Origin of the sequence: Gilvimarinus sp. 2_MG-2023 (genome assembly GCF_030547685.1) — a bacterium.
GTDB lineage: Bacteria > Pseudomonadota > Gammaproteobacteria > Pseudomonadales > Cellvibrionaceae > Gilvimarinus.
Genome location: NZ_JAUOQM010000035.1, coordinates 50,441 through 70,317, shown reverse-complemented (window position 1 = coordinate 70,317; position 19,877 = coordinate 50,441). Strand labels below are relative to the sequence as shown.

Sequence of the window (19,877 nt, the reverse complement as noted above, 5' to 3'; positions counted from 1 at the left end):
GACGCTGGACGCTGGACAATTTTTGCGTGAGCTTTACAATCCGTCAAGCGCGGCGTCCGGTTTTATCGGCGTCCGGCGTAATGCGTGCCGCTAGCTCACAGCTTCCTTCGGGCCGTGGCAATATTGGGCAATTGATTCAGGCGAGTCAGCACCCGGCTGAGCTCTTCAAAGCCGCGTATTTCCACGGTAATTTGCATGTCCACTGTGTTTTTGCGCTTATCGGACAGGGTTTGCATAGCGCTGATGTTAATACTTTCGTGGTCCAGCAATGAGGTGATGTCCCGCAACAAGCCTGTGCGATCGTAGGCTTCAATCATAACGTCCACCGAGTAACTGCTTTGCGGAGTCGCGCCCCAATCAACGGTGATAATTCGCTCTGGCTCATCGGATTGCAGTTGTAGTAAGTTGCTGCAATCGGAGCGATGTATTGAAACCCCGCGCCCCAGGGTAATGTAACCGGTAATCGCGTCCCCGGGTACCGGGGTACAGCAAGTGGCTATTTGAGTCAGCAGGTTGCCCACCCCTTCGATAAAGACATCGGAGTCTTTTTTCTTTTTGGGTGATTTGGCTTTAAACGGAATGACATCTTGCTTGGGGTTTTTCGCATCGATTAACCGCTGGGCCGCACTTAACACCTGCCCAACGCCGATATCACTGGCACCAACCGCGGCGTAAAGATCGTCCAGCGAATGCATGTTCAGCTTTTGCGCCAAGGCATCAAAGTCAAAATCGTGCACGGCAATGCGCTTAAACTCGCGATCCAGCAATGCCTGCCCTTCCGCTATATTGTCGTCGCGCGCCTGCACCTTAAACCAGTGCTGAACTTTGGCGCGAGCGCGGGCGGTATTGACGTAACCCAAGGCCGGCGACAGCCAATCGCGGCTCGGCGCTTCGCGCTTGCCGGTTAAAATCTCGACCTGATCGGCAGTATTCAAATGATAATTAAGCGGTACGATACGGCCATTTACCTTGGCCCCGCGGCAGCGGTGGCCCACATCGGTGTGAATACGGTAGGCAAAATCGAGCGGTGTGGCGGTATGAGGCAAATCCACCACATGCCCCTCAGGGGTAAAGACGTAAATGCGATCCTGATCGAAGGATTTTAAATCGTCCTGTAGCTGTTCGCTGTCACCCCCGAGTTCATCGTGCCATTCGAGCACTTGACGCAACCAGGCAATTTTTTGCTCGTAACCATCTTGCTCACTGTGGGTGTCAGTGCCCTTATAGCGCCAATGAGCACACACGCCGAGCTCGGCTTCGTCATGCATGGCAAAGGTGCGCACCTGAATTTCCAACACTTTATTTTCGGGGCCGATGACCGCGGTGTGCAAAGAGCGATAACCGTTTTCTTTGGGCGAGGCGATATAGTCGTCAAACTCGTGCGGGATGTTGCGCCATAAACTGTGCACAATGCCTAAAACGGTGTAACAGTCGCGCACGCTGGGCACTAAGATGCGCACGGCACGAATATCGTAAACCTGAGAAAAACCGATACCTTTGCGGCGCATTTTGCGCCAGATGCTGTAAATATGCTTGGCGCGACCGGCCACTTCGCCGTCAATATTGGCGTCGGTCAGCTCCGTTCGAATCAGGCTTAGCACCTGCTCAATGTATTCCTGGCGCGCAATGCGACGCTCATCCAGCAGCGAAGCAATTCGTTTGTAATCGGCAGGCTCCAGATACCGGAAAGAGAGGTCTTCTAATTCCCATTTAATGTGGCCGATACCAAGGCGATGGGCGAGTGGTGCATACACATCGGACACTTCGCGGGCAACCTGGCGACGCCGGGTTGGCGAGGCGGTTTTAACGGCACGGATGGCGCAGGTGCGCTCGGCCAGTTTGATCAGGGCGACGCGAACGTCATCCACCATGGCCACCAGCATTTTGCGGATATTATCGGCCTGCTCATCGGACTGTTTGCCGAATACGCGCTCTTCCGACTCGCACCGTTGATAGGCGATAGCGGCCATGCGCAGTACGCCTTTAATGAGCTTGGCAACCATTTCACCAAACTGACTCTCAACTTCTTTAAGGGTCAGTTTCTCTTCGCGCACCGCGCGGTAAAGCACGGCGGCAACGAGGGTATCTTGATCTAACTGCAGATCAGCGAGGATTTCGGCCATTTCCAGGCCAATTCGAAAACAACTAACGCCTTCCCCCCAGCGATGTGGCGCCACACTGGGCAGCGTATCGACACTCTGACACAGCTCGCCGGCGCGCTTAATTTCGCTTAGGGCCGCGGGCGGTTGTTGCTCAATGCCTTCCAACCTGTGTAACCAGGCATCAATATCGACACTGCCATCCTCGGCAATGGGATGATCTTGGCGGACTTTTACCATAATCTATTCGCTTTTACTGCGTCTGGTTGTCGTAATTTGTTGCCGCAGCTCAGTTTATATGAGCCTTTACGGGGTCCGTAACGCTTAACTTATATTAGACGTTATAGGCGGCCAAAAGTTGCAATCCAGATGGTACGGCCCAACCTTGGGCGGATTGTAAGCGAGGCTATGGTAGCTATTTCGGGGGGTTTATCAAGCCCACAACAAAGGTTATGGGCTGCATACGGCTTATTAGCGGGGGCTAAGTTAGGACTTGCTCACCTCGATAGCCTTGCCTGCCATATCCTTTTTTATTTGAACAAAAGAAAAACGCAGATCTAAAGTGCCGCTGGTGACCAGGGTAAAGGGTTGTAAAATTCGGTAAAAGAACTCTTCCGGCGGCAATACCAAACCGAAATCAGAGCCGACATCTGGGAACAGTGCAACCGGAACCACTACCTGCGCCCAACCTGTACCGGCCAGCGAGCTAATGGTGTCAGTGATATCCAAATCAGAGTTACTGTTAGGACCGCAGCCCAAGCGCAGCATGACAGGTGCAGACGGCGCGCTGTCGACTCTTACCTCAAAGACCAATGCGCCATTGTTGTCTAAATAATCCACCAGCACCTGGCGATCGCGACTGCCCAGTGCCACTGAGCCTTCACCTTCGCCGTTCCAAACCACCCTGCGCGTGTCTTCTTGCATGTCGCGATCCACGGCGGTGGCCGTGACACTGGTGGTTTGCGCGTAATTGCCCGTCATAATGACGGAGTCGTTCTTACACCCTTCAAGCATTAGCCTGAACGGATCAATAGGGCGACGATTAAACACCGGCAATTCATCCAGCGCTTCAAAGCTTGCGTCGTACTCCTCGGGCAGATCATCGATCAGTGTGTCTGTCTCGCCATAACTCAAACCATAGCCATAAGCAAAAAGCGGCGCATAGTCTTTATCATCGCGATTGAGCGGCACCTGATCGGGGTTTTGCGGCCAAGAAAACGTCAACTTACCTTTTATAGGGTGTACAATTTGATCATTACTATCGGTGAAGAGCACATCCCCCACCCCAGCACCTTCGGTGCCAGGAGTCCAGATCACCACAAAAGCATCCGAGGCATTGAGCTCCCGGTTAACCCAAAGCGGGCGCCCGGTTAAAAATAACGAAACAACCGGAATGCCCTCGGCTTTTAATTTTTTGAGCAGAGCCCAATCGCGTCCAGCGGATTCTTTATAGAGCAAGTTCTGCACATCGCCTTGCATTTCGGCATAGGGGGATTCACCCCACACGACAATGGCAACATCGGGCTTGGTCGTGTATTCGCCGTCGACATTAAACTCTACGGCGCCGGAGCCGGCATTAACCGCTGCCTGAATTCCATCGAGAATGGAGGTGGAACCGGGGAAATCTTCACGGGTGGTGCCCGTACCCTGCCAAGTCACCGACCAACCGCCAGCTTGCTTGGAGAGATTGTCGGCCCCATCGCCCGCCACCAACACACGCTGATTGGGGCTAAGCGGCAAGAGTTTGTTTTTATTTTTCAGTAACACCAGCGACTCACGCACCGCTTGGCGCGCCACGGCCCGATGTTCGGGGGCCCCAATTAAATCGTCACGACCAGCCAGTGGACGCTTGGACGGTTTTTCGCGCTCGAACAATCCGGCTCGCAACTTTACCCGCAGAATACGACGCACGGCATCGTCGGCCCGGCTCATTGGAATAACGCCCGATTTAATTTGCTCAACGGTGTTGGCGAATAGGACTTTCCAATCCGGATCGGGCACCATAAAAATATCCAACCCCGCGTTAATTGCCTGCGGGCAATCAAGCACACTGGCCCCTTCGATAAAACCGTGCCCGTTCCAATCGCCCACGACCAACCCATCGAAGCCCATGGTATCTTTAAGTACCGTAGTTAAAAGATATTGATGACCGTGTAACTTTTCGCCGTGCCAGCTGTTAAACGATGCCATCACACTTTGCACGCCGGCCTCAATCGCACTGATATAACCGGCGCCGTGCAGTCGACACAAATCGTCTTCGTTATCGACACAATCGCCACGATCAATGCCATTAATGGTTCCGCCGTCGCCAATAAAATGTTTTGCGGTGGCAATAACGTGCTGCTCATTAAGAAAGTCAGCAGTATCGCCCTGCCCCTGTAAACCTTCCACCATTTTGCCCGCATAAGCGCGAACAACTTCTGGGTCTTCGGAATAGGATTCGTAGGTGCGGCCCCAGCGATCGTCGCGTGCAACCGCTACCGTGGGCGAGAAATCCCAGTCAATGCCAATGGCGGCAATCTCGCGTGCAGTCACCTCACCAATTTGACGGATTAGTTCAGGGTTGTGAGTAGCACCCAGCGCGATATTGTGAGGAAACAGTGTTGCCCCCACTACATTACCCACTCCGTGTACGGCATCTGTGCCCCACATCATCGGCACATAGACTTTGCCGTCGGTGCCATCCGCCGCCGCATCAAAAAACGTATCGGCCAAAGCCACCCAGTCCGACGCTTTCGCATAGCGATCGTTATTAGGTACTGAGCCGCCGCCATTTAAGACTGAGCCTATATGATATTGTTTGATATCGTCGGTGGTAACTTGTTTGATTTCAGGCTGAATCATCTGCCCGACTTTTTCTTCCACGCTCATCGTCGCCAGAATGTCATTAATGCGAGTTTCGATGGCGGCGTCAGTTGTTACCACGCTTGTGACTTTGGGCCAGGGCACGCTTTCCTCCGGTGGTTTTTTTGATCGTCAGGATTTTTTATTTTTTAATCACTCGCTTTCTTACTCGCTAAGCTCAGTGAATTTAAGCCGAACTATAACATTGTTGACAGCGCTGTCAATTCAAATTAGACTGCTTCGCAAATTGTAACGATAACATTTGGCAATTGCGGCTCAGCCACCGTAAACACTCGGTTTTTAATGAAAATCAGCGCTTTGGAGACAGGCCCACATGAGCATTATTTTAGTTGCGGATATCGGTGGAACTAACGGCCGTTTTGGCTTAGTAAACGCTTGCAATCACGAGAAAGGTTATCTGGCCGAGCGGCAAATTAGCCTGCCCAGCGGAGAGTACGCAACTCTGGCAGATATGATTCGCGATTATATAAAGCAAGCCGATGTCGCCATGCCTAAATTCGCTTGCCTGGCGATTGCTGGCCCCATTCAAGATGGCCACGTCAAAGTCACCAACCTCAACTGGGAATTTTCAATTTCGCAGTTGCGTGATGAACTCAACATGCAAGCGCTGGATGTTATCAACGATTACTCCGCATTGGCCTATGCGGCACCACATTTACAGCCGGAAGACATTAAAACGTTATACAACACAGCGGCGAACCCTTATGGCCCTATTGGCGTCATGGGTCCCGGAACAGGTTTTGGCGCCGCCTTATTAGCCCCTATTAGCAGCGGCTGGAAAATCATTGCCACCGAAGGTGGACACTGCAGCTTTGCCCCAACCAATGCAACTGAAATTTCCATATTGCAAGAGCTTCGCAAAGAATTTGAGCATGTATCAATCGAGCATCTATTATCGGGACAGGGCTTGGTGCATATTTATCGTTCACTCGCGAGCATCGAGGGCATTAGTGCCTCTGACTTGTCGCCTGCGGATATCAGCGGGCAAGGTATGAGTCAAACTGACCCTCTGTGTGAACGCGCCTTACAGATTTTCTGCAATGTACTGGGCAGTGTTGCCGGCGACAAAGCGTTAAGCTGGGGCGCCATGGGCGGCATTTATTTAGGCGGCGGCATAGTGCCAAAAATTGCTGACTACCTACCGCACACTGATTTTATTCAGCGCTATCACAATAAAGGTGTGATGCGTGATTATGTGGAAAGCATACCAGTGCATATGGTCATCAATGACAAAGCCGCTTTAATCGGTTCAGCTGCCTGGCTGGTCGATACAGTCCCTGCACTTCAGTCTTGAAGCAACAATTTTTAGCGCCACTGCGAGCAGTGGCGCTAAAATATTACTTGCAAATTATTCCGCCATTCAGCGGCATGTGACACACCAGCTCAACGTCATTCATCCCTACCAAGAATACCCCTCTAAACTTTTACCATAAAAATCGACAACGAATTGTCACCAAGCTTACGTTTAGTTTTGGAAAGTGTTTTTTTAATTTAACATTCGAATAAAAATAACATTGCGCACTTTTTACCCCACGCCTATGCTGATTTATATTAAGAAAAGGAAATGAAGCCAACCGGCAATTTCCTTGTTGGCGCCTAGGGAGAAAGTCATTTGATGAAACGGATTGCCTGCCTTTGCACAATCACCGAGCCAGAAGATCATACAAGCCATTCGGAGAATGTTTTTCATATTTTCGATTCGGCGAGAAAATTCAATAAAGAACAAAATATAGTTGGCACATTTTTAGTTCTTAATAATGTGCTACTACAAATTTTAGAAGGCGAGCCGTCGGGTTTGGCTAACGTAGTATATCGTGTCAACAGAGATCCTAGAATTTCCAATGTCGCTGTTATTCTTAACACCGCAATCGAAACCCCTAGCTTTACTCGCTGGAGCATTAAGTTGCTCAGCGAACAATGTGCTGCCCACCGTACATACTTACAAAAAATTCATTCTTTGATAAACGAAAAATCTTTATTAAAAACAAATGAAGACCGAATTCGCTACAACAAAATATTCCAATCAATCTTAAGTGAAAATATAAAACAGAACCAAACCCCAGAGGAAGACTCCTACACATCGACTTCATTTAACAACACCCTACTAGGGATGAGCTCTTGGCCACGCCCCACTCAATTGCGAGTCAACGCCGGCCTTATGAAAATATGTCCGCTTTTAATTGGTCACACTATAGAGTACAAAAAGCTACTAGAACTGGAGTTGTTTAATTCCGCTCAAGAATTAAATTCCTACCTGCAACAACTCAGAGAAGCCAAAGCATTAACTATTATTCAAACTCAAGACCCCTCCAACCTTCATTCTTTTGAGGCGCACCAAAACAAAAACCAACAAACACCTCGCCCAGGCCGGTTTAGCCAAGCGTTGAAAAACTTTATCAGCGGACAAGGAATGAGGGCCAGCAAACCATGAGCAATATTTACAAGAAACTTGCTGTAGTTGGAGAGGTTGGCTCTGGCAAGACTCAACTTATTAAAACCATCAGTGAAATATCTCCTTTTGCCACTGAAGCCAAGTCCAGTGTTGATATTGGCAAAGAGTACACAACCGTTGGCATAGATTATGGCCGCTTATCGCTCAGCGAAGATATTGCTTTAGGTCTTTACGGCCTGCCCGGGCAAAAACGCTTCCAGCTACTATGGGATATGGTTCGAAATGGGTTATGGGGGCTTTTGGTTCTGACAAAATTCAATGATGAGCTTAACGTTAAATCGTTGGACAACATTCTTGAACACTTTGACCCTATTAACAACCAAATCCCACTAGTGATCGGTCTAACCCATATCGACACCGCAGAAAATGACCAAGAAATAGATCTGTTTATCGATATTATTAGCTACGCTCTCGAACAGCACGGCATTAACGCCCCTATCGTTCCGGTAGACCCACGTGACATAGAGTCATCACTGATGATTTTACAGTTGCTTGATGCACTTGAGCAATCCTCAGCAATAAATATGGAGGCAACGCAAAATGTCGTTTAACCCCGCCCTTCTGATACCGCTTCAAATTTTGTTTGAAAGTTATGCACAAAACGATGCATTAGAAGTAATCTCATTGGCCACTACGGATGGCTTTCCCGTACACACATTTACTTCTACCAATCACGGCCTTGAGGAGGATAGCCTCAGCGCAGCTGCCAGCACTTTACACTCAGTGAGCAACGCTGTCTCCCAGCAAATACTGCGCAAGAATTTCAAAGTGGCATTTATTGAAGCTCAACAAGGTAACGTTGCTTTTGTCGACTTATCCATTGATGGCAGTAGTTATGTGCTAGTGATGTCCGCCAATGAAACACTCAACATTGCCAGCTTGCGGCTATTGATTACACGCCTGGCCGCTGAAGTCGTAAGATTATCACCAACAACCGCTGCTGCCTCGGCTTAGGCAGTTTTTTTCCAGGAGAGGAATTATGAGCAATCTTAACGAAGTAAAAGTGGGTTTAATGGAAGTAGACGGTGCTTTAGGTTGCGCCATTGTCGATTACACTACTGGCATGCTGCTCGCTTCCGAAGGCGCCGGTGTAGATTTAGAATTAGCCGCCGCGGGCAACAGTGAAGTGGTTAAGGCCAAACTCAAAACCATGAAAAGCTTAGGTATCGAGGGAGGCATTGAAGATATTCTAATTTCACTCGACACACAAATACATATCATTCGCCCCAGCACATCCAATGACGGGCTGTTTATTTACCTTGTATTAGACAAAGCTAAAGGAAACTTGGCGTTAGCACGTCGTAAAACGGCTGATTTAGAGAAAAGCATGAAGCGTGTATGATCATATTCACTACCACGCGAACCTCGCCTATCGGTTCGTGTGGTAGTGATTTAATTACACAGACAAAACAGCCACCGGCTCTGAAAATCTCAGTAAAGCAAGCCTCATTCTCTCAAGCGACAAATGTCGAGCGAGAGCTATAGCGACTTTAACCGTAATTACGGCTCACTCGAGCGAGCACTATCAATCTTACCAAATGGTTTTGTGATCAACACCAACTTGGGCAATAGGGTAAGCGAGCCCAAAATAGCAGCGAACATAGCCAGCGCTGTAAGCGCACCAAAATAAATTGATGGAATAAACTCCGACAAGGTCAGTATTAAAAAGCCGACGATAATAATTACCGCCGTGTAATACATCGCTCGGCCGATAGACGCGTGAGACTTATGCATGGCCTCTACATAACTGCTGCTATTTGCCAATTCAGAGCGAAAGCGATACAGGTAGTGAATGGCGTGGTCCACCCCAACCCCAACCGTGATGGCGGCGATAGTAATCGTCATCATATCCAGCGGGATCCCGTAAAGCCCCATGCCGCCCAGCACAACCGATGCTGCCAGTAGGTTAGGCAAGAGTGAAATGATCGCAATGGTGATGGAGCGAAACAGCACCAAAAACATAAACATAATACCGAGAAATACCGCGCCCAAGGTTACAATCTGGGAGGTAAACAAACTCTGCAGCATATTATTGTATAGTACTAGCATACCGGTAAATTGCACCTGCTCCGGCGCTAAGCCGGCCTCTTGCACAATATAGGTACGGATTTTTTCGACCAACTCGGCGCGCTTTAAATCAGGGCTGGTTTCTTTTACCCGCAGGGTAATACGTGTTTGTCCAGCCTCATCGGATAAGTAAGGATCAACCAAAAAGTTACGGATATCATCCGACAGCATGTTTCGCACCACCGTCAACTCAAAGTTATTGAGCTTGCCGCCGTTAATATCTTTTGTCACCTCTCCTATGGTATGCAGGGATTGAACCTTACCAACCTCAGGCAAAGACTCTAGGTAGCGATGAATTTGCCCCACGGTTTGCAACCCCACGGGGTTAAACCAAGCACTGTCTTTGTGCGCAGCATTGTGCTCTTGAGAGTCCTCAGCAAATGGATCGCCGCCAAAAGGGTCATCAAAGGCGTCGCTTTCATCTGCGGTGTTTGTCTCGGCAAACGGCTCATCAAAACCAAATTCGTCGTCATCGCTAGCCACATCCTGCGCTGCCTTCTCACTCGCCTCACTGGCAACTGGTGTTACCTCTTTGGCATTCAAGACAATATCCAGACTAACAGTGCCGCCCAACTGGCGGTCGATAACGCTCATACCTTGATAGATTTCAGTGTCTTCGTGGAAGTAATCAATAAACCGATTTTCAACCTCGAGCTGCGTAATGCCATAACCACTAACAGCCGCCGCGATCAATGCCACCACAATCACACTGGCACCGTGCTTTTCAGCGACACGGGAGAAACGCAAAGTCGTTGCCGCAGACTGGTCGCCTTTATCTCGCGGCGTGCCTTTAGGCAAAACCATAAGAGCCGCCGGCAATAATAAAAAAGCCAATACGAGTGCGTAAGACAAGCCAATAGTCATCATCCAGCCAAAATCGATAACCGGACGAATGTCACTGACCACCAGTGACACAAAAGCCACGATGGTGGTTAGAGCGGTGTACAGACACGGCTTTATCATTTGTCCGGCAGTAGACATTACCAGCTGCTCTTGACTCCAATCGGGATGCCGCGCATGCAGCTCCCTGTAGCGCACCACCAGATGAATGGTAATGGCCAAGGTCATAATCAACAGCAGTGCCACAAAGTTGGAAGAAATTACCGTAAGGCGCCAATCCACCCAGCTCAACAAGCCCAGTACCGACACCACCGCCATAACGCATACAGCTAAAGGAAGAATAACAAAGCGCCACTGACGGAAAATAAGCGCTAACATTAAAATAATAAATACAATGATGGCGGCACCAAAAACCACCAAATCACTGCGGATAAACTCGATCATATCCGCGGTAATCATGCTCACGCCACCTAAAAAGAGTTCGGCTTCGGATTGATATCCCACCAAAATCTGTCGAATTGCCTCCACCCGCTGATGTGCCTGCGCGGTCACCTGAGTGCGGTAGGCGAGAAATTCAGCGCTAATCGCTTCGAGCTGTGTTTCCTCTGCGGGACTGAGCGCTTGCTCAGCCTGCTTGGCTCGCAGCGCATCTCGCTCACGCACCATTTCTATATAACGATTATCCACGGCAAGATTTAGCTGTATTGCCGTGGTTTTACCATCGTCTGACAATAAAGTATCGCGATAGATCGGACTGGTTAGAAATTCTTCACGTGCCTGAGACTTGTCTACCCCGGGGGTAAGTAAGGTGCGAGTAGACTCTTGCTGCTCCGCCAATGAGCGCATAGGGCTGTAGAGCAAAGGTACCGACAAGATAGAGTTAATGCTGCTCACGCCCTGCACATTAGCCAACTCACCCTGCAGTTGTTCGAGGGTTGCGAGTGATTGCTCCGAGAACATCGGCGCATTAGGTGTATAGGTGACTACCAAAAAGTCGCCCGATTGATAGCGCTGATTCACTTCCCGAAAGTAATCCAACGAATTATCGCTCTCTAGGGTTAAAGAGTCGGCCGAGGCATCCAGTTTAAAATTAGGCAAACCTAAGGCAGTAACTGCTGTCAGTAAAACTAAGCCTACTAATACCCACATAGAGCGACGCGTAATCAAATAGCGATAGAGGGACTGCAACGAAGATAACATGTCTGGAACCGACTCCTTGTAGGTGGACCTTAATTAGGGCGCCTATTATGGAATAATTTAACTCAATTAGCGATCTGTATGGCCCAAATCACGATCGGGGGCAAGTATATCTCGCAGACGCTGTTTAAGCTCTTTGGCCTCGGGAAAACCGCCGTCACGCTGGCGCTCCCAAATCAATTGATCATTGAGCCATACCGCAAATACACCGCCATCGCCTGGATGCAAACACACCTCGTCAACCTCATCAGCAAAAGTACTGAGCACTTCCTGCCCTAGCCATGCCGCCCGAAGCATCCAGCGACAGAGGTTACAGTAGTGAATCACAACGCGCGCCTGCGCCTTCGGCGGCGCAGAAAAATCGTTAAAAGGCATACCCACCCCGGTAAAATAGAAATATGAGACTGTCTGACAGCGGATAAATTCCGTTTGTTCACTCTGTGCGCAAACGGTCGCAATAGTGTTACTATGACGATGGTATTTTATTGGGGACAGTCAAGGAAACATGTTAAAACTGCGACGCCAAGACAAGCCTCAGGAACCGGCACTGATTGTTGAAAAACTCTACAGCATAGGCAGTGCTCGCGATAATAACCTGGTGCTAACCGAACCGTATATTGACCCACTACATGCGCGTCTGGTCACCACCGATGGCCGCGTCACCCTCAAGGACAATACCAGCTCCAGTGGTTGCTTTGTCAATGGTCAGCGCATCACTCAAAAATTACTTCAAACAGGCGATGTTATCAGATTTGGCCAGGCGGAATTCGAAGTATTGCCCCTTAACCAAACAAGCCCGCAGGAGCATGGCGCGAATAACTGGCAGCTAGTGGCCGACGGTAGCTGGCTAACTGGTCAGACATTTGAAATACCTGCAGACAAACGCTGTGTGATTGGCCGTGCCAGCGAGTGCGACATCACTATCGCTGGCTCTCACTTATCGCGCCGCCATGTGGAAGTTTCAGTCGTCGGCAGCTCACTTAGGGTTCGCGACCTGGATTCCGCCAACGGTACCTTCGTCAATGAAAAACCAGTTAAAGACGATTTAGTCCACAACGGTGATCGCTTACGGGTTGATGTTTATACCTTTCTCGTCGTCGACCCCAATGTGAACATCGACAAAACCCAAGTTCGCAGTCCGCTGCCCGCCGAGTTCACCAAAACCATTGAGCGCAAAGCTGCCAGCACCGAACCTAAACGCTGGAAGACCCGCCCCACGTCACCGGGCAACCGCATCGAACCGACCTACCCAACCCCCTCCAGGCTGAGCGTCTGGCCGTGGGTGAGCCTTGGGGCAGCGGCACTTCTGGCCGTTCTGTTGTGGATACTACTGATCTGACCGAACCTGTCCTAGGTTATCAAGCGACCGAATATGGCCGGTTGTGGTAGAATCGCGCCGGTTTTATCCTTAATCCTGTGAAAATTACCTTCGGAAGGCAACTATGAGCTTTGACAAAGTTCCCGCAGGCAAAAGCCTGCCAGACGATATGAACGTCATTATTGAAATTCCCATGAATGGCGAGCCCATTAAATACGAAGTCGACAAAGACAGCGATGCGGTGTTTGTCGATCGCATTCTGGGCACCTCTATGCACTACCCTTGCAACTACGGCTACGTGCCTCACACACTGTGTGGTGATGGCGATCCGGTAGACGTTCTGGTTTTGCTACCACATGCCTTGATGCCAGGCTCAGTGGTGCGTTGCCGCCCCGTTGGCGTGTTGAAAATGACGGATGAGTCGGGTGAAGACGCCAAAGTACTGGCCGTTCCCGTCGAGAAAATCACCCCGCTGTACAACAAAGTGCAATCGGTTGCCGACGTACCCGAAATCACCTTGAAATCCATCGAGCATTTCTTTGAGCACTACAAAGACCTAGAAGATGGCAAATGGGTCAAAATTGATGGTTGGGCCGATGTCGACGCCGCCCGAGCTGAAATTCAGGATTCAGTTGAGCGCTACCAGAAAGCGTAACAACCGTATCCGTTAGCGCCCTCTTCAAGGAGGGCGCATCCATCACCCCCGCCCCAAGCATTACAATCTTAAGAGTCTTGCAGCTTTAACTTACTTATATCCGGGGCCACCGGAGTTATGTCGGTTTTTTCTTGCCCCATATCACTCCCCACTGGCGCCAAATCCACTTCTAGCGTTTTAATCTCGGCCACAGCGACTTGTGTTACCTCTTCGGGCTTGAGCAAATCGGCCCCAACGTCAGCTAACCCCCAATCCTCCGGCTCCACAATCGGCAAGGGAATAGTGTTGCGCTCACCCTCACTTAGCAGTTGCGCGCCGGTATCAGCAAGATCTAGATCCGGTATCTCCACCACTGGCGTCGGTTCTGCACTTGCTTCACTGGCATCCAACAAAGGGCCATTATTAGGACGCAGTGTTAAGCCGGTGATATCGACGGGGGTATTAACAGTGGCTTTGCGCTCACTCAGCTTGAGCAGGTTCACCCCGACCGGCGCCAAGGTTAATTGGCGCCGGCCTGTAGCAGGGCGAGGCGCCTTGGGCGCTGCGGTATTTCCACCGGCAGGCTTAACACTGACCTCTGCTCCAGCTTTTTGCAATACGGCATGATATTTACGCGCCGTGGCCTCATCGAGATTGCGCTTTAACGGCACTGGACGACCGTTAAACAAGGCATCAATTTTAGCCGCATCGGCTTTAAACAATTGCTGTAATCGCAGCTTAACGTCTTCCAGGGAGTGCCCCATGACAATATCGCCGCGAAAAACAATATCAAAGCTGGCTTGTTCTTGTTCCATCACACACCTCAATGTCGCCTAAATCTTGATCTAGTAAGATTCTTAAACACTACTACTCTAATCCTAGCACGATCCTCTCAGGCCGTGACCGCCTGCCAGAGTGCATCAATACTGACTCATGCAAAAAGCTGTCTTCGGGGTAGTGTTTATGTGAAAAATTGTTCTGGACACCAACTGGAGAGAGCCTGTTTAAAGGGTCATACTGAACGAACCTCGAAAACAGGACGACGGGGATCCACATGCACAAAACAGCCAATTATTTATACGACCATAGCGCCAAGCACTCGGTAAAAAGCCGGGTTGAGCGTGATATTGACAGCATACAACGCAAAATTGCGACCTTGGAGGGAGAACCGAGGCGCAACGATCCTCTGCTGGCCGCTTACCGCTTAATGCTACAAACTCGCACCGAAGTACTTGCGTGCCTCACCGACACTCTGGAAAACGAACAGACCTATATGCATTAAAACGACAAGCTCTGAGCAGGTCGCGCACTATTGGTCAAACGTATGATTCATATCTTGAGCGGGACTTTCCGAGCTGGGGCGACCCACTATTTTAGCCGGCACTCCCACCGCAGTGGTGTGTGCCGGCACGGCCTCTAGCACTACACTACCCGCACCAATTTTAGCCCCCTCTCCCACCGTAATATTGCCCAGAATTTTCGCTCCAGCGGCGATCAAAACGCCGCGGCCAATAGTGGGGTGTCGATGCCCCTTGTCGTTACCGCTGCCACCTAATGTAACCGCGTGCAACATAGATACATCGTCACCCACCACTGCCGTCTCACCGATCACCACCCCGGTGGCATGATCAATCATAATGCCGCTGCCCAGTTGCGCGGCCGGATGTATGTCCACCCCAAAGGCCTGTGAGATTCGATTTTGCAAATACAACGCCAAACAGTGGCGATCCTGGCCCCACAACCAATGAGAAAAACGATAAGCCAGCAACGCGTGAAAGCCTTTAAAGTACAGCAGCGGCATCAAAAATTGATCGCAGGCCGGGTCGCGTTCACAATAGGCCTCAATATCGCGACACAAAGCAAGCTCAATCCGTGAATCAGCTCCCAGTGCTTGGGAAAACACTTCGCGCAGAGAAATGGATGGCAAGGCTTGGCTATCGAGCAAGTTCGCCATATGAAAACTGACCGTATCGGCAAGAGTCGTATGATTGAGAATAGAGGCGTGATAAAAGCTCGCCAACGCAGGCTCAACGTCAGCCAGCTGGTGAGCTTCTGAGCGTATCTGCTGCCAAATAGTAGCGGGGGTCACAACAGGTTGTAGCACACGTATCTCCAGCGCGTAATCGACTTAATTTACCCAACTATGCTCTCACACCTTGGATAATACTTCACTCATATGTCGAATAATAACAGCGCCTTGCTGGCGCATCTGTTTTGCCAAATCTTCTGTCGTCCCCGCTGGGCAATACCCCAATACCGGCATGCCGGCCCGGCGCGCCGCCTCAGCCCCTGAGGGTGAATCCTCTACCACTAAACAGTGGTTGATAGAGTAGCCTAAAGTACGAGCAGCTAAAAGAAACAAATCTGGCTCTGGTTTGCCGCGCTCCACTTCGGTTGCACTGAATCGAACCGAGCGGGGAAAAAACGATATCAGCCCGGCTTGGGTTAACGACAATTGCATCTTCTCATGTCGCCCATTGGAAGCCACACAGTACGGCACTTTCTTAAGCTGCAACTGCTGCAGCAACTCGCACACCCCCGCAACAGGTTGTACACCGTCGTTAAACGCTTGCAAAGTTTCCCGATGAACGCGGCCCCAGAAGTCCGAGGCAAACGAATCTAATTTAGGCTGAGGCCAGCGTTTGTAAGGCTCGTGAGCTATCAATAATGACGCCACCAATTCCTGGCAAGTCGCAATAGACTTACCCCGAAACATTACCAATACCTCGTCGTAACTCAGACACACATCAATCGAGGCGAGACAAGCGCTCAACACCTTCGCGTGAAGCGTTTCGGTATCCACCAAAACACCATCGCAATCGAAAATAACCATCAACCCACCAATTACGATTTAAATTCACTGCAACGAATTTTTAAATGTTCTATAAACTTTGGTTCACGCCATAACAACAGGAGCAGCACAAGCAGGTGCAGCCCAACGGTCAACATAAAAAAGTGTGGAATGGACAAGCCAACAACTCCCAATGCCACCACAGCCGCCAGTGTAGAGGCAATCATAAACAATGCATTGAGCACATTATTAGCGGCGATAATCTGGCCGCGTCGTTGCGGGTTGGCGTGGTGCTGCATCAACGCTTGCAAAGGTACGGAGTACAAACCACCGGCGATCCCCAACAATAAAATATCAAACACCACCCGCCAAAATAGAAATTTACTCGCCAAATCGGTTAATGTGAACAGTTGTCCTTGTGCGGCCATATGATATTGAGCGTAAAAGCTTTGCCCGGCAATGGCGATGTCAAGGCCGAGCACAACAATTAATAGGCCACCTAAAGGCACCAACGCCGGTTCTAATTGTTTGCGACTTAATTTTTCGCACAATAAAGCCCCGCCGCAAACGCCCAACAAAAAGGCGACCAGCAAAAGAGTAACGCTGGAAGCTTCACCCAGTAAAATCGTGCGGGCAAAATTAGGCAACTGAGTTAGGTAGACCGACCCCAAAAACCAATACCAAGAAAAACCCACCACACTCCAAAATACAGTTTTGTTCTCGCGGGCATAACTCAGGGTTCGCTTAATAAGCTTCCACGGATTGTGTTCAACCGCTACGACCTCGGCGCAAGCCGGAGCCTCGGGAATATGGCGACTAAAACGCCATCCCGCCCAAGCTACCAATACCCCGCCGACCGCCACAAAGTGTTGCCCGCCGGTAACTTGCAAAATAAGCGTGCCACAGATTAAACCTACAAAAATTGCTAATGAGGTACCGCAGTGAAAAACACCATTAGCCCCAGTCAGTTGGTGAGTGCCGATGTGTTGAGGCAAAATCGCGTACTTCACCGGACTAAAACAAGCCGATTGAACCCCGGTGGCAAAAATGACGCATAATAAAAGGGCGGAACTGCCCCACCACAGCGCTAACCCGCCAAGCAGCATCACCCCCAACTCAGCCAACTTAATCGCTCTGGCGACCCGGGCTTTATCCAATCGGTCGACATATTGCCCCGCAATGGGAGCAAACAATAAAAAAGGAATAATTAATGCCGCCGCCACAATATTGTTCAGCACATCGACGCCAAGTCCCCAGTTGTCAATCGCACCATAGGTAAAAAGCATCATCAACGCACTTTTATAAAAATTATCGTTAAAAGCGCCACCAAATTGAGCCCAAAATAGGGGGTAGAATTTTTTTTCTTTAAACAGTGAAAATTGACTGGCCTGAACGGCCGGCTCAAATGACATTTAACATTCCCCCACGGCAATAAAACGCCGATAAATACTATCGATATTATCTAATATCGCGTGTTTTAATTTTATGTCTGTTTGCGCCAATTGTTGACGCAGTATATCTTTTGACAGCACCTCGGCATAGGGTTGAGCGATCGCGGCACAGCTCAAATGCCAGGGCTCGGGCGCTATACCGCCCAAGTCATGCTGATAAGGGCGAACGAAGCCCGCAGGCGCTATGGCATTGGGCAACGCTTCACACAACGCATGAAAGATGCCATCACTGGCATACTCAGACGGTACCAATTGCAAGCGATACCCCGTCGGCAGCGCCGCTGGGTCAAACACATCGATATCCGTCCCCCAATGATGACGCGATGCGCCGGGCAAGGCACTGAAGCGCAAAATCGCAAACAACACTTCACGATCGGACAAACCATTGATCTCAACCGGCCGCCCCTTATCATCCAATATCGGCCGCTCACCGGTCGCCTTGGCGTTAAATATGGTCAGCTGCTGATCAAAACTTCGATATCCACTGGCCACGGCCAGCTGGCAGCCAGTATTTTGCAACCGTCCGCTCAAATCCAACAAGGGCGCCAGCAGCTGACGATGGACTTTAACGCGATCGTCATACTCAACCAGATGAGTGTCATCTAGCCCCAATGCTTGTCGCTCTAGAAGAGTCTGGGTCATTTCTGTGGCCTTGATCAATTAATGCGCCAACTTTATCGTGTCTTTTCTACGATAGCGAGACGGTCGCTTGCAGACGGTAGATAAGTATGTAATATAACCTAGAGCTATATATGGGAATAGCGCATAAGTGGAAATATAACGACAAAAATGGAGCCCTGTAGTTATGGCAACTGAGCAAAGTGAACTGCTTAAACTGAAAAACCTAGGTATGGCGTCAGTAAACATCCTCCGCGCCATTGGCATCGCAAGCTATGAGGACCTACAAGAAGTTGGCGCCGTAAAAGCCTACCTAAAAATCAAAGAACGTGACATTAGTGTTTCAAAAGTCATGCTCTACGCCCTTCAAGGAGCCTTGATGGATATTCACTGGAACGACCTTCCCCCCGGCATGAAAAAACAACTGGTCGAAGACGCCGAAAACCAAAGTTTAGAAAACGTTGAATTTTAGTTGCCAAGGTCCTTACCCGACCTGCTATGATCAATCCTGCGAATAAGAACAGAGACAGACGGCCACACCATGCAATTACCAACACATGAACTTGAAGCCCTAACTGACCTCGGACAAAAGCTGCACAGCATCACGCGCAGCTTGATGGAAGATCTACAGCCGGCATCTACCCCAGTTGCCGTACCGGCTTCGAATCAGTTGTTTGCCAATGCCAGTCCTGCGACCGTCTATCTTATTCAAGACGGGCAAATTAATAGCGAACTGAACGGCAAGCGCGTAGTTGTCTTCGAGAAGGGCGATTTGGTCGGCTTGCACAGAATGCTAAATTTGCCGGCCGGCCAACTCACCACTACCGATACCGTGACTGTACTTCCCATTGAGCGAGAAGAACTCATCAATCACGTCAACTCCAGCGACAGTCTGCAAAAGCTCTGGAGTTATTACCTTGTCGCTCTCAGTGGCTGGTATCAACTGGCACTCAGCCAGGAAATTCGCAAAGAATTCCAACCCAGCGCCGGCTTTTTGCACTTCTCCGCCGGGGAAACAATCATCCACCAAGGCGATGAGGCCGATCTGGTTTACACCTTGCTAGAAGGTAGCGCCGACGCCTACTGCGACGGTATTAAAGTGGGGCATATTTTAAGCGATGAGATTTTCGGCGCCCTAGCAGTATTTACCGGGCAGAAACGTATTGCCAGCGTAATTGCCAGCACGGCCTGCACCGTACTGACAGTACGCAAAGAAGAGTTTATTGAACTGGTCGAACACCAGCCGCATATTTGCATCGGTCTGATTGAAGAAATGGCCGAAAAGATCAAACAGCTCAATCACCAAATCTCCAACCTGCAAGAAGCCTAACCACTTTTACAATCCCCTAGCGGCTGCCTACACAGGCAGTCTGCCGAATCAATTGCACAAAGTTGTTGACAACAGTAATGATAATGATTATCGTTACATCACTGGCGCTTAGCAAGCGTCGGTGATCGGTCAATGTTCCTGCAAGTCTATTGTCTGATCTTCTCCTCTGGTTTACCCCATTGGCGGTAAACCGATAGACACGTCTGTGTCTAGGC

Annotated in this window: 19 protein-coding genes; 10 read left to right on the top strand and 9 right to left on the bottom strand. The window is 49.9% G+C overall.

The window, feature by feature from the left end; genetic code table 11:
- Positions 1–95: 95 nt before the first annotated feature.
- Both relA and Q4526_RS07835 read right to left on the bottom strand, forming a co-directional pair.
- Positions 96–2,339 (bottom strand): GTP diphosphokinase, encoded by a 2,244-nt coding sequence (relA, locus tag Q4526_RS07840; protein WP_215976480.1) that lies wholly within the window; start codon positions 2,337–2,339, stop codon positions 96–98.
- Positions 2,340–2,585: 246 nt separating this feature from the next.
- Positions 2,586–5,048: a glycoside hydrolase family 3 protein gene (locus Q4526_RS07835; RefSeq protein WP_215976479.1), complete on the bottom strand. Its 2,463-nt coding sequence runs from the start codon at positions 5,046–5,048 to the stop codon at positions 2,586–2,588.
- 229 nt (positions 5,049–5,277) lie between these two features.
- Here Q4526_RS07835 and glk point away from each other — a divergent pair, with 229 nt between their 5' ends.
- The 5 genes from glk to Q4526_RS07810 all read left to right on the top strand — a co-directional run bounded on the left by glk (position 5,278) and on the right by Q4526_RS07810 (position 8,758).
- Positions 5,278–6,258 carry a glucokinase gene (gene glk, locus Q4526_RS07830; protein ID WP_215976478.1) on the top strand — a complete coding sequence of 327 codons (981 nt, stop codon included), beginning with the start codon at positions 5,278–5,280 and terminating at the stop codon, positions 6,256–6,258.
- Between the two features lie 321 nt (positions 6,259–6,579).
- Positions 6,580–7,395 (top strand): BLUF domain-containing protein, encoded by an 816-nt coding sequence (locus Q4526_RS07825; protein WP_215976477.1) that lies wholly within the window; start codon positions 6,580–6,582, stop codon positions 7,393–7,395.
- Positions 7,392–7,967, top strand: a complete 576-nt coding sequence (locus tag Q4526_RS07820) for an ATP/GTP-binding protein (protein ID WP_215976476.1) — start codon at positions 7,392–7,394, stop codon at positions 7,965–7,967. The genes Q4526_RS07825 and Q4526_RS07820 overlap by 4 nt, the downstream gene beginning before the upstream one ends.
- Positions 7,957–8,370 (top strand): hypothetical protein, encoded by a 414-nt coding sequence (locus Q4526_RS07815; protein WP_215976475.1) that lies wholly within the window; start codon positions 7,957–7,959, stop codon positions 8,368–8,370. The genes Q4526_RS07820 and Q4526_RS07815 overlap by 11 nt, the downstream gene beginning before the upstream one ends.
- Positions 8,371–8,395: 25 nt before the next feature.
- Entirely contained in the window at positions 8,396–8,758 is a 363-nt protein-coding gene (locus tag Q4526_RS07810; RefSeq protein WP_215976474.1) for a hypothetical protein, read from the top strand.
- 158 nt (positions 8,759–8,916) lie between these two features.
- Here the strand turns inward: Q4526_RS07810 and Q4526_RS07805 are convergent, their stop codons facing one another.
- Positions 8,917–11,523 (bottom strand): RND family transporter, encoded by a 2,607-nt coding sequence (locus Q4526_RS07805; RefSeq protein ID WP_215976473.1) that lies wholly within the window; start codon positions 11,521–11,523, stop codon positions 8,917–8,919.
- Between the two features lie 66 nt (positions 11,524–11,589).
- Positions 11,590–11,895, bottom strand: a complete 306-nt coding sequence (locus Q4526_RS07800; protein ID WP_215976472.1) for a SelT/SelW/SelH family protein — start codon at positions 11,893–11,895, stop codon at positions 11,590–11,592.
- Between the two features lie 130 nt (positions 11,896–12,025).
- On the opposite strand from Q4526_RS07800, the gene Q4526_RS07795 reads away from it, so the two are divergent.
- Together Q4526_RS07795 and ppa are read left to right on the top strand one after the other, a co-directional pair.
- Entirely contained in the window at positions 12,026–12,859 is an 834-nt protein-coding gene (locus tag Q4526_RS07795; protein ID WP_215976471.1) for an FHA domain-containing protein, read from the top strand.
- A gap of 103 nt (positions 12,860–12,962) precedes the next feature.
- The gene (ppa, locus tag Q4526_RS07790; protein WP_215976470.1) at positions 12,963–13,493 is read left to right on the top strand and encodes an inorganic diphosphatase; all 531 of its coding nucleotides are present in this window, start codon (positions 12,963–12,965) and stop codon (positions 13,491–13,493) included.
- 68 nt (positions 13,494–13,561) lie between these two features.
- Here the strand turns inward: ppa and Q4526_RS07785 are convergent, their stop codons facing one another.
- Positions 13,562–14,287 carry a hypothetical protein gene (locus Q4526_RS07785; RefSeq protein ID WP_215976469.1) on the bottom strand — a complete coding sequence of 242 codons (726 nt, stop codon included), beginning with the start codon at positions 14,285–14,287 and terminating at the stop codon, positions 13,562–13,564.
- Positions 14,288–14,526: 239 nt separating this feature from the next.
- Here Q4526_RS07785 and Q4526_RS07780 point away from each other — a divergent pair, with 239 nt between their 5' ends.
- On the top strand, positions 14,527–14,754 hold the full coding sequence (locus Q4526_RS07780) for a hypothetical protein (protein WP_215976468.1): 228 nt from the start codon (positions 14,527–14,529) through the stop codon (positions 14,752–14,754).
- Between the two features lie 27 nt (positions 14,755–14,781).
- Here the strand turns inward: Q4526_RS07780 and cysE are convergent, their stop codons facing one another.
- From cysE to Q4526_RS07760, 4 genes are read right to left on the bottom strand one after another with little or no spacing between them, the layout of a single operon-like run.
- Complete coding sequence (gene cysE / locus Q4526_RS07775; RefSeq protein WP_215976467.1) at positions 14,782–15,576, bottom strand: serine O-acetyltransferase; 795 nt, start codon at positions 15,574–15,576, stop codon at positions 14,782–14,784.
- Between the two features lie 45 nt (positions 15,577–15,621).
- A complete protein-coding gene (locus Q4526_RS07770; protein ID WP_215976466.1) occupies positions 15,622–16,305 on the bottom strand; it encodes an HAD family phosphatase in 684 nt (227 codons plus the stop codon).
- Between the two features lie 11 nt (positions 16,306–16,316).
- A complete protein-coding gene (locus Q4526_RS07765) occupies positions 16,317–17,675 on the bottom strand; it encodes an MFS transporter (RefSeq protein ID WP_215976465.1) in 1,359 nt (452 codons plus the stop codon).
- Positions 17,676–18,356 carry a M15 family metallopeptidase gene (locus Q4526_RS07760; RefSeq protein WP_215976464.1) on the bottom strand — a complete coding sequence of 227 codons (681 nt, stop codon included), beginning with the start codon at positions 18,354–18,356 and terminating at the stop codon, positions 17,676–17,678.
- A gap of 163 nt (positions 18,357–18,519) precedes the next feature.
- Between Q4526_RS07760 and Q4526_RS07755 the strand changes: the two genes are divergently transcribed.
- Both Q4526_RS07755 and Q4526_RS07750 read left to right on the top strand, forming a co-directional pair.
- A complete protein-coding gene (locus tag Q4526_RS07755) occupies positions 18,520–18,804 on the top strand; it encodes a TfoX/Sxy family protein (RefSeq protein ID WP_215976463.1) in 285 nt (94 codons plus the stop codon).
- A 69-nt stretch (positions 18,805–18,873) separates the two neighbouring features.
- A complete protein-coding gene (locus Q4526_RS07750; protein ID WP_215976462.1) occupies positions 18,874–19,662 on the top strand; it encodes a Crp/Fnr family transcriptional regulator in 789 nt (262 codons plus the stop codon).
- Positions 19,663–19,877: the final 215 nt, after the last annotated feature.

Coding starts and splice junctions, on each gene's coding strand:
- Q4526_RS07795 (WP_215976471.1), top strand. CDS start 12,026: ATGTTAAAACTGCGACGCCAAGACAAGCCTCAGGAACCGGCACTGATT.
- Q4526_RS07820 (WP_215976476.1), top strand. CDS start 7,392: ATGAGCAATATTTACAAGAAACTTGCTGTAGTTGGAGAGGTTGGCTCT.
- Q4526_RS07825 (WP_215976477.1), top strand. CDS start 6,580: ATGAAACGGATTGCCTGCCTTTGCACAATCACCGAGCCAGAAGATCAT.
- Q4526_RS07780 (WP_215976468.1), top strand. CDS start 14,527: ATGCACAAAACAGCCAATTATTTATACGACCATAGCGCCAAGCACTCG.
- Q4526_RS07770 (WP_215976466.1), bottom strand. CDS start 16,305: ATGGTTATTTTCGATTGCGATGGTGTTTTGGTGGATACCGAAACGCTT.
- glk (WP_215976478.1), top strand. CDS start 5,278: ATGAGCATTATTTTAGTTGCGGATATCGGTGGAACTAACGGCCGTTTT.
- Q4526_RS07785 (WP_215976469.1), bottom strand. CDS start 14,287: ATGGAACAAGAACAAGCCAGCTTTGATATTGTTTTTCGCGGCGATATT.
- Q4526_RS07800 (WP_215976472.1), bottom strand. CDS start 11,895: ATGCCTTTTAACGATTTTTCTGCGCCGCCGAAGGCGCAGGCGCGCGTT.
- Q4526_RS07755 (WP_215976463.1), top strand. CDS start 18,520: ATGGCAACTGAGCAAAGTGAACTGCTTAAACTGAAAAACCTAGGTATG.
- Q4526_RS07815 (WP_215976475.1), top strand. CDS start 7,957: ATGTCGTTTAACCCCGCCCTTCTGATACCGCTTCAAATTTTGTTTGAA.
- Q4526_RS07810 (WP_215976474.1), top strand. CDS start 8,396: ATGAGCAATCTTAACGAAGTAAAAGTGGGTTTAATGGAAGTAGACGGT.
- ppa (WP_215976470.1), top strand. CDS start 12,963: ATGAGCTTTGACAAAGTTCCCGCAGGCAAAAGCCTGCCAGACGATATG.
- Q4526_RS07765 (WP_215976465.1), bottom strand. CDS start 17,675: ATGTCATTTGAGCCGGCCGTTCAGGCCAGTCAATTTTCACTGTTTAAA.
- relA (WP_215976480.1), bottom strand. CDS start 2,339: ATGGTAAAAGTCCGCCAAGATCATCCCATTGCCGAGGATGGCAGTGTC.
- Q4526_RS07750 (WP_215976462.1), top strand. CDS start 18,874: ATGCAATTACCAACACATGAACTTGAAGCCCTAACTGACCTCGGACAA.
- Q4526_RS07805 (WP_215976473.1), bottom strand. CDS start 11,523: ATGTTATCTTCGTTGCAGTCCCTCTATCGCTATTTGATTACGCGTCGC.
- Q4526_RS07760 (WP_215976464.1), bottom strand. CDS start 18,356: ATGACCCAGACTCTTCTAGAGCGACAAGCATTGGGGCTAGATGACACT.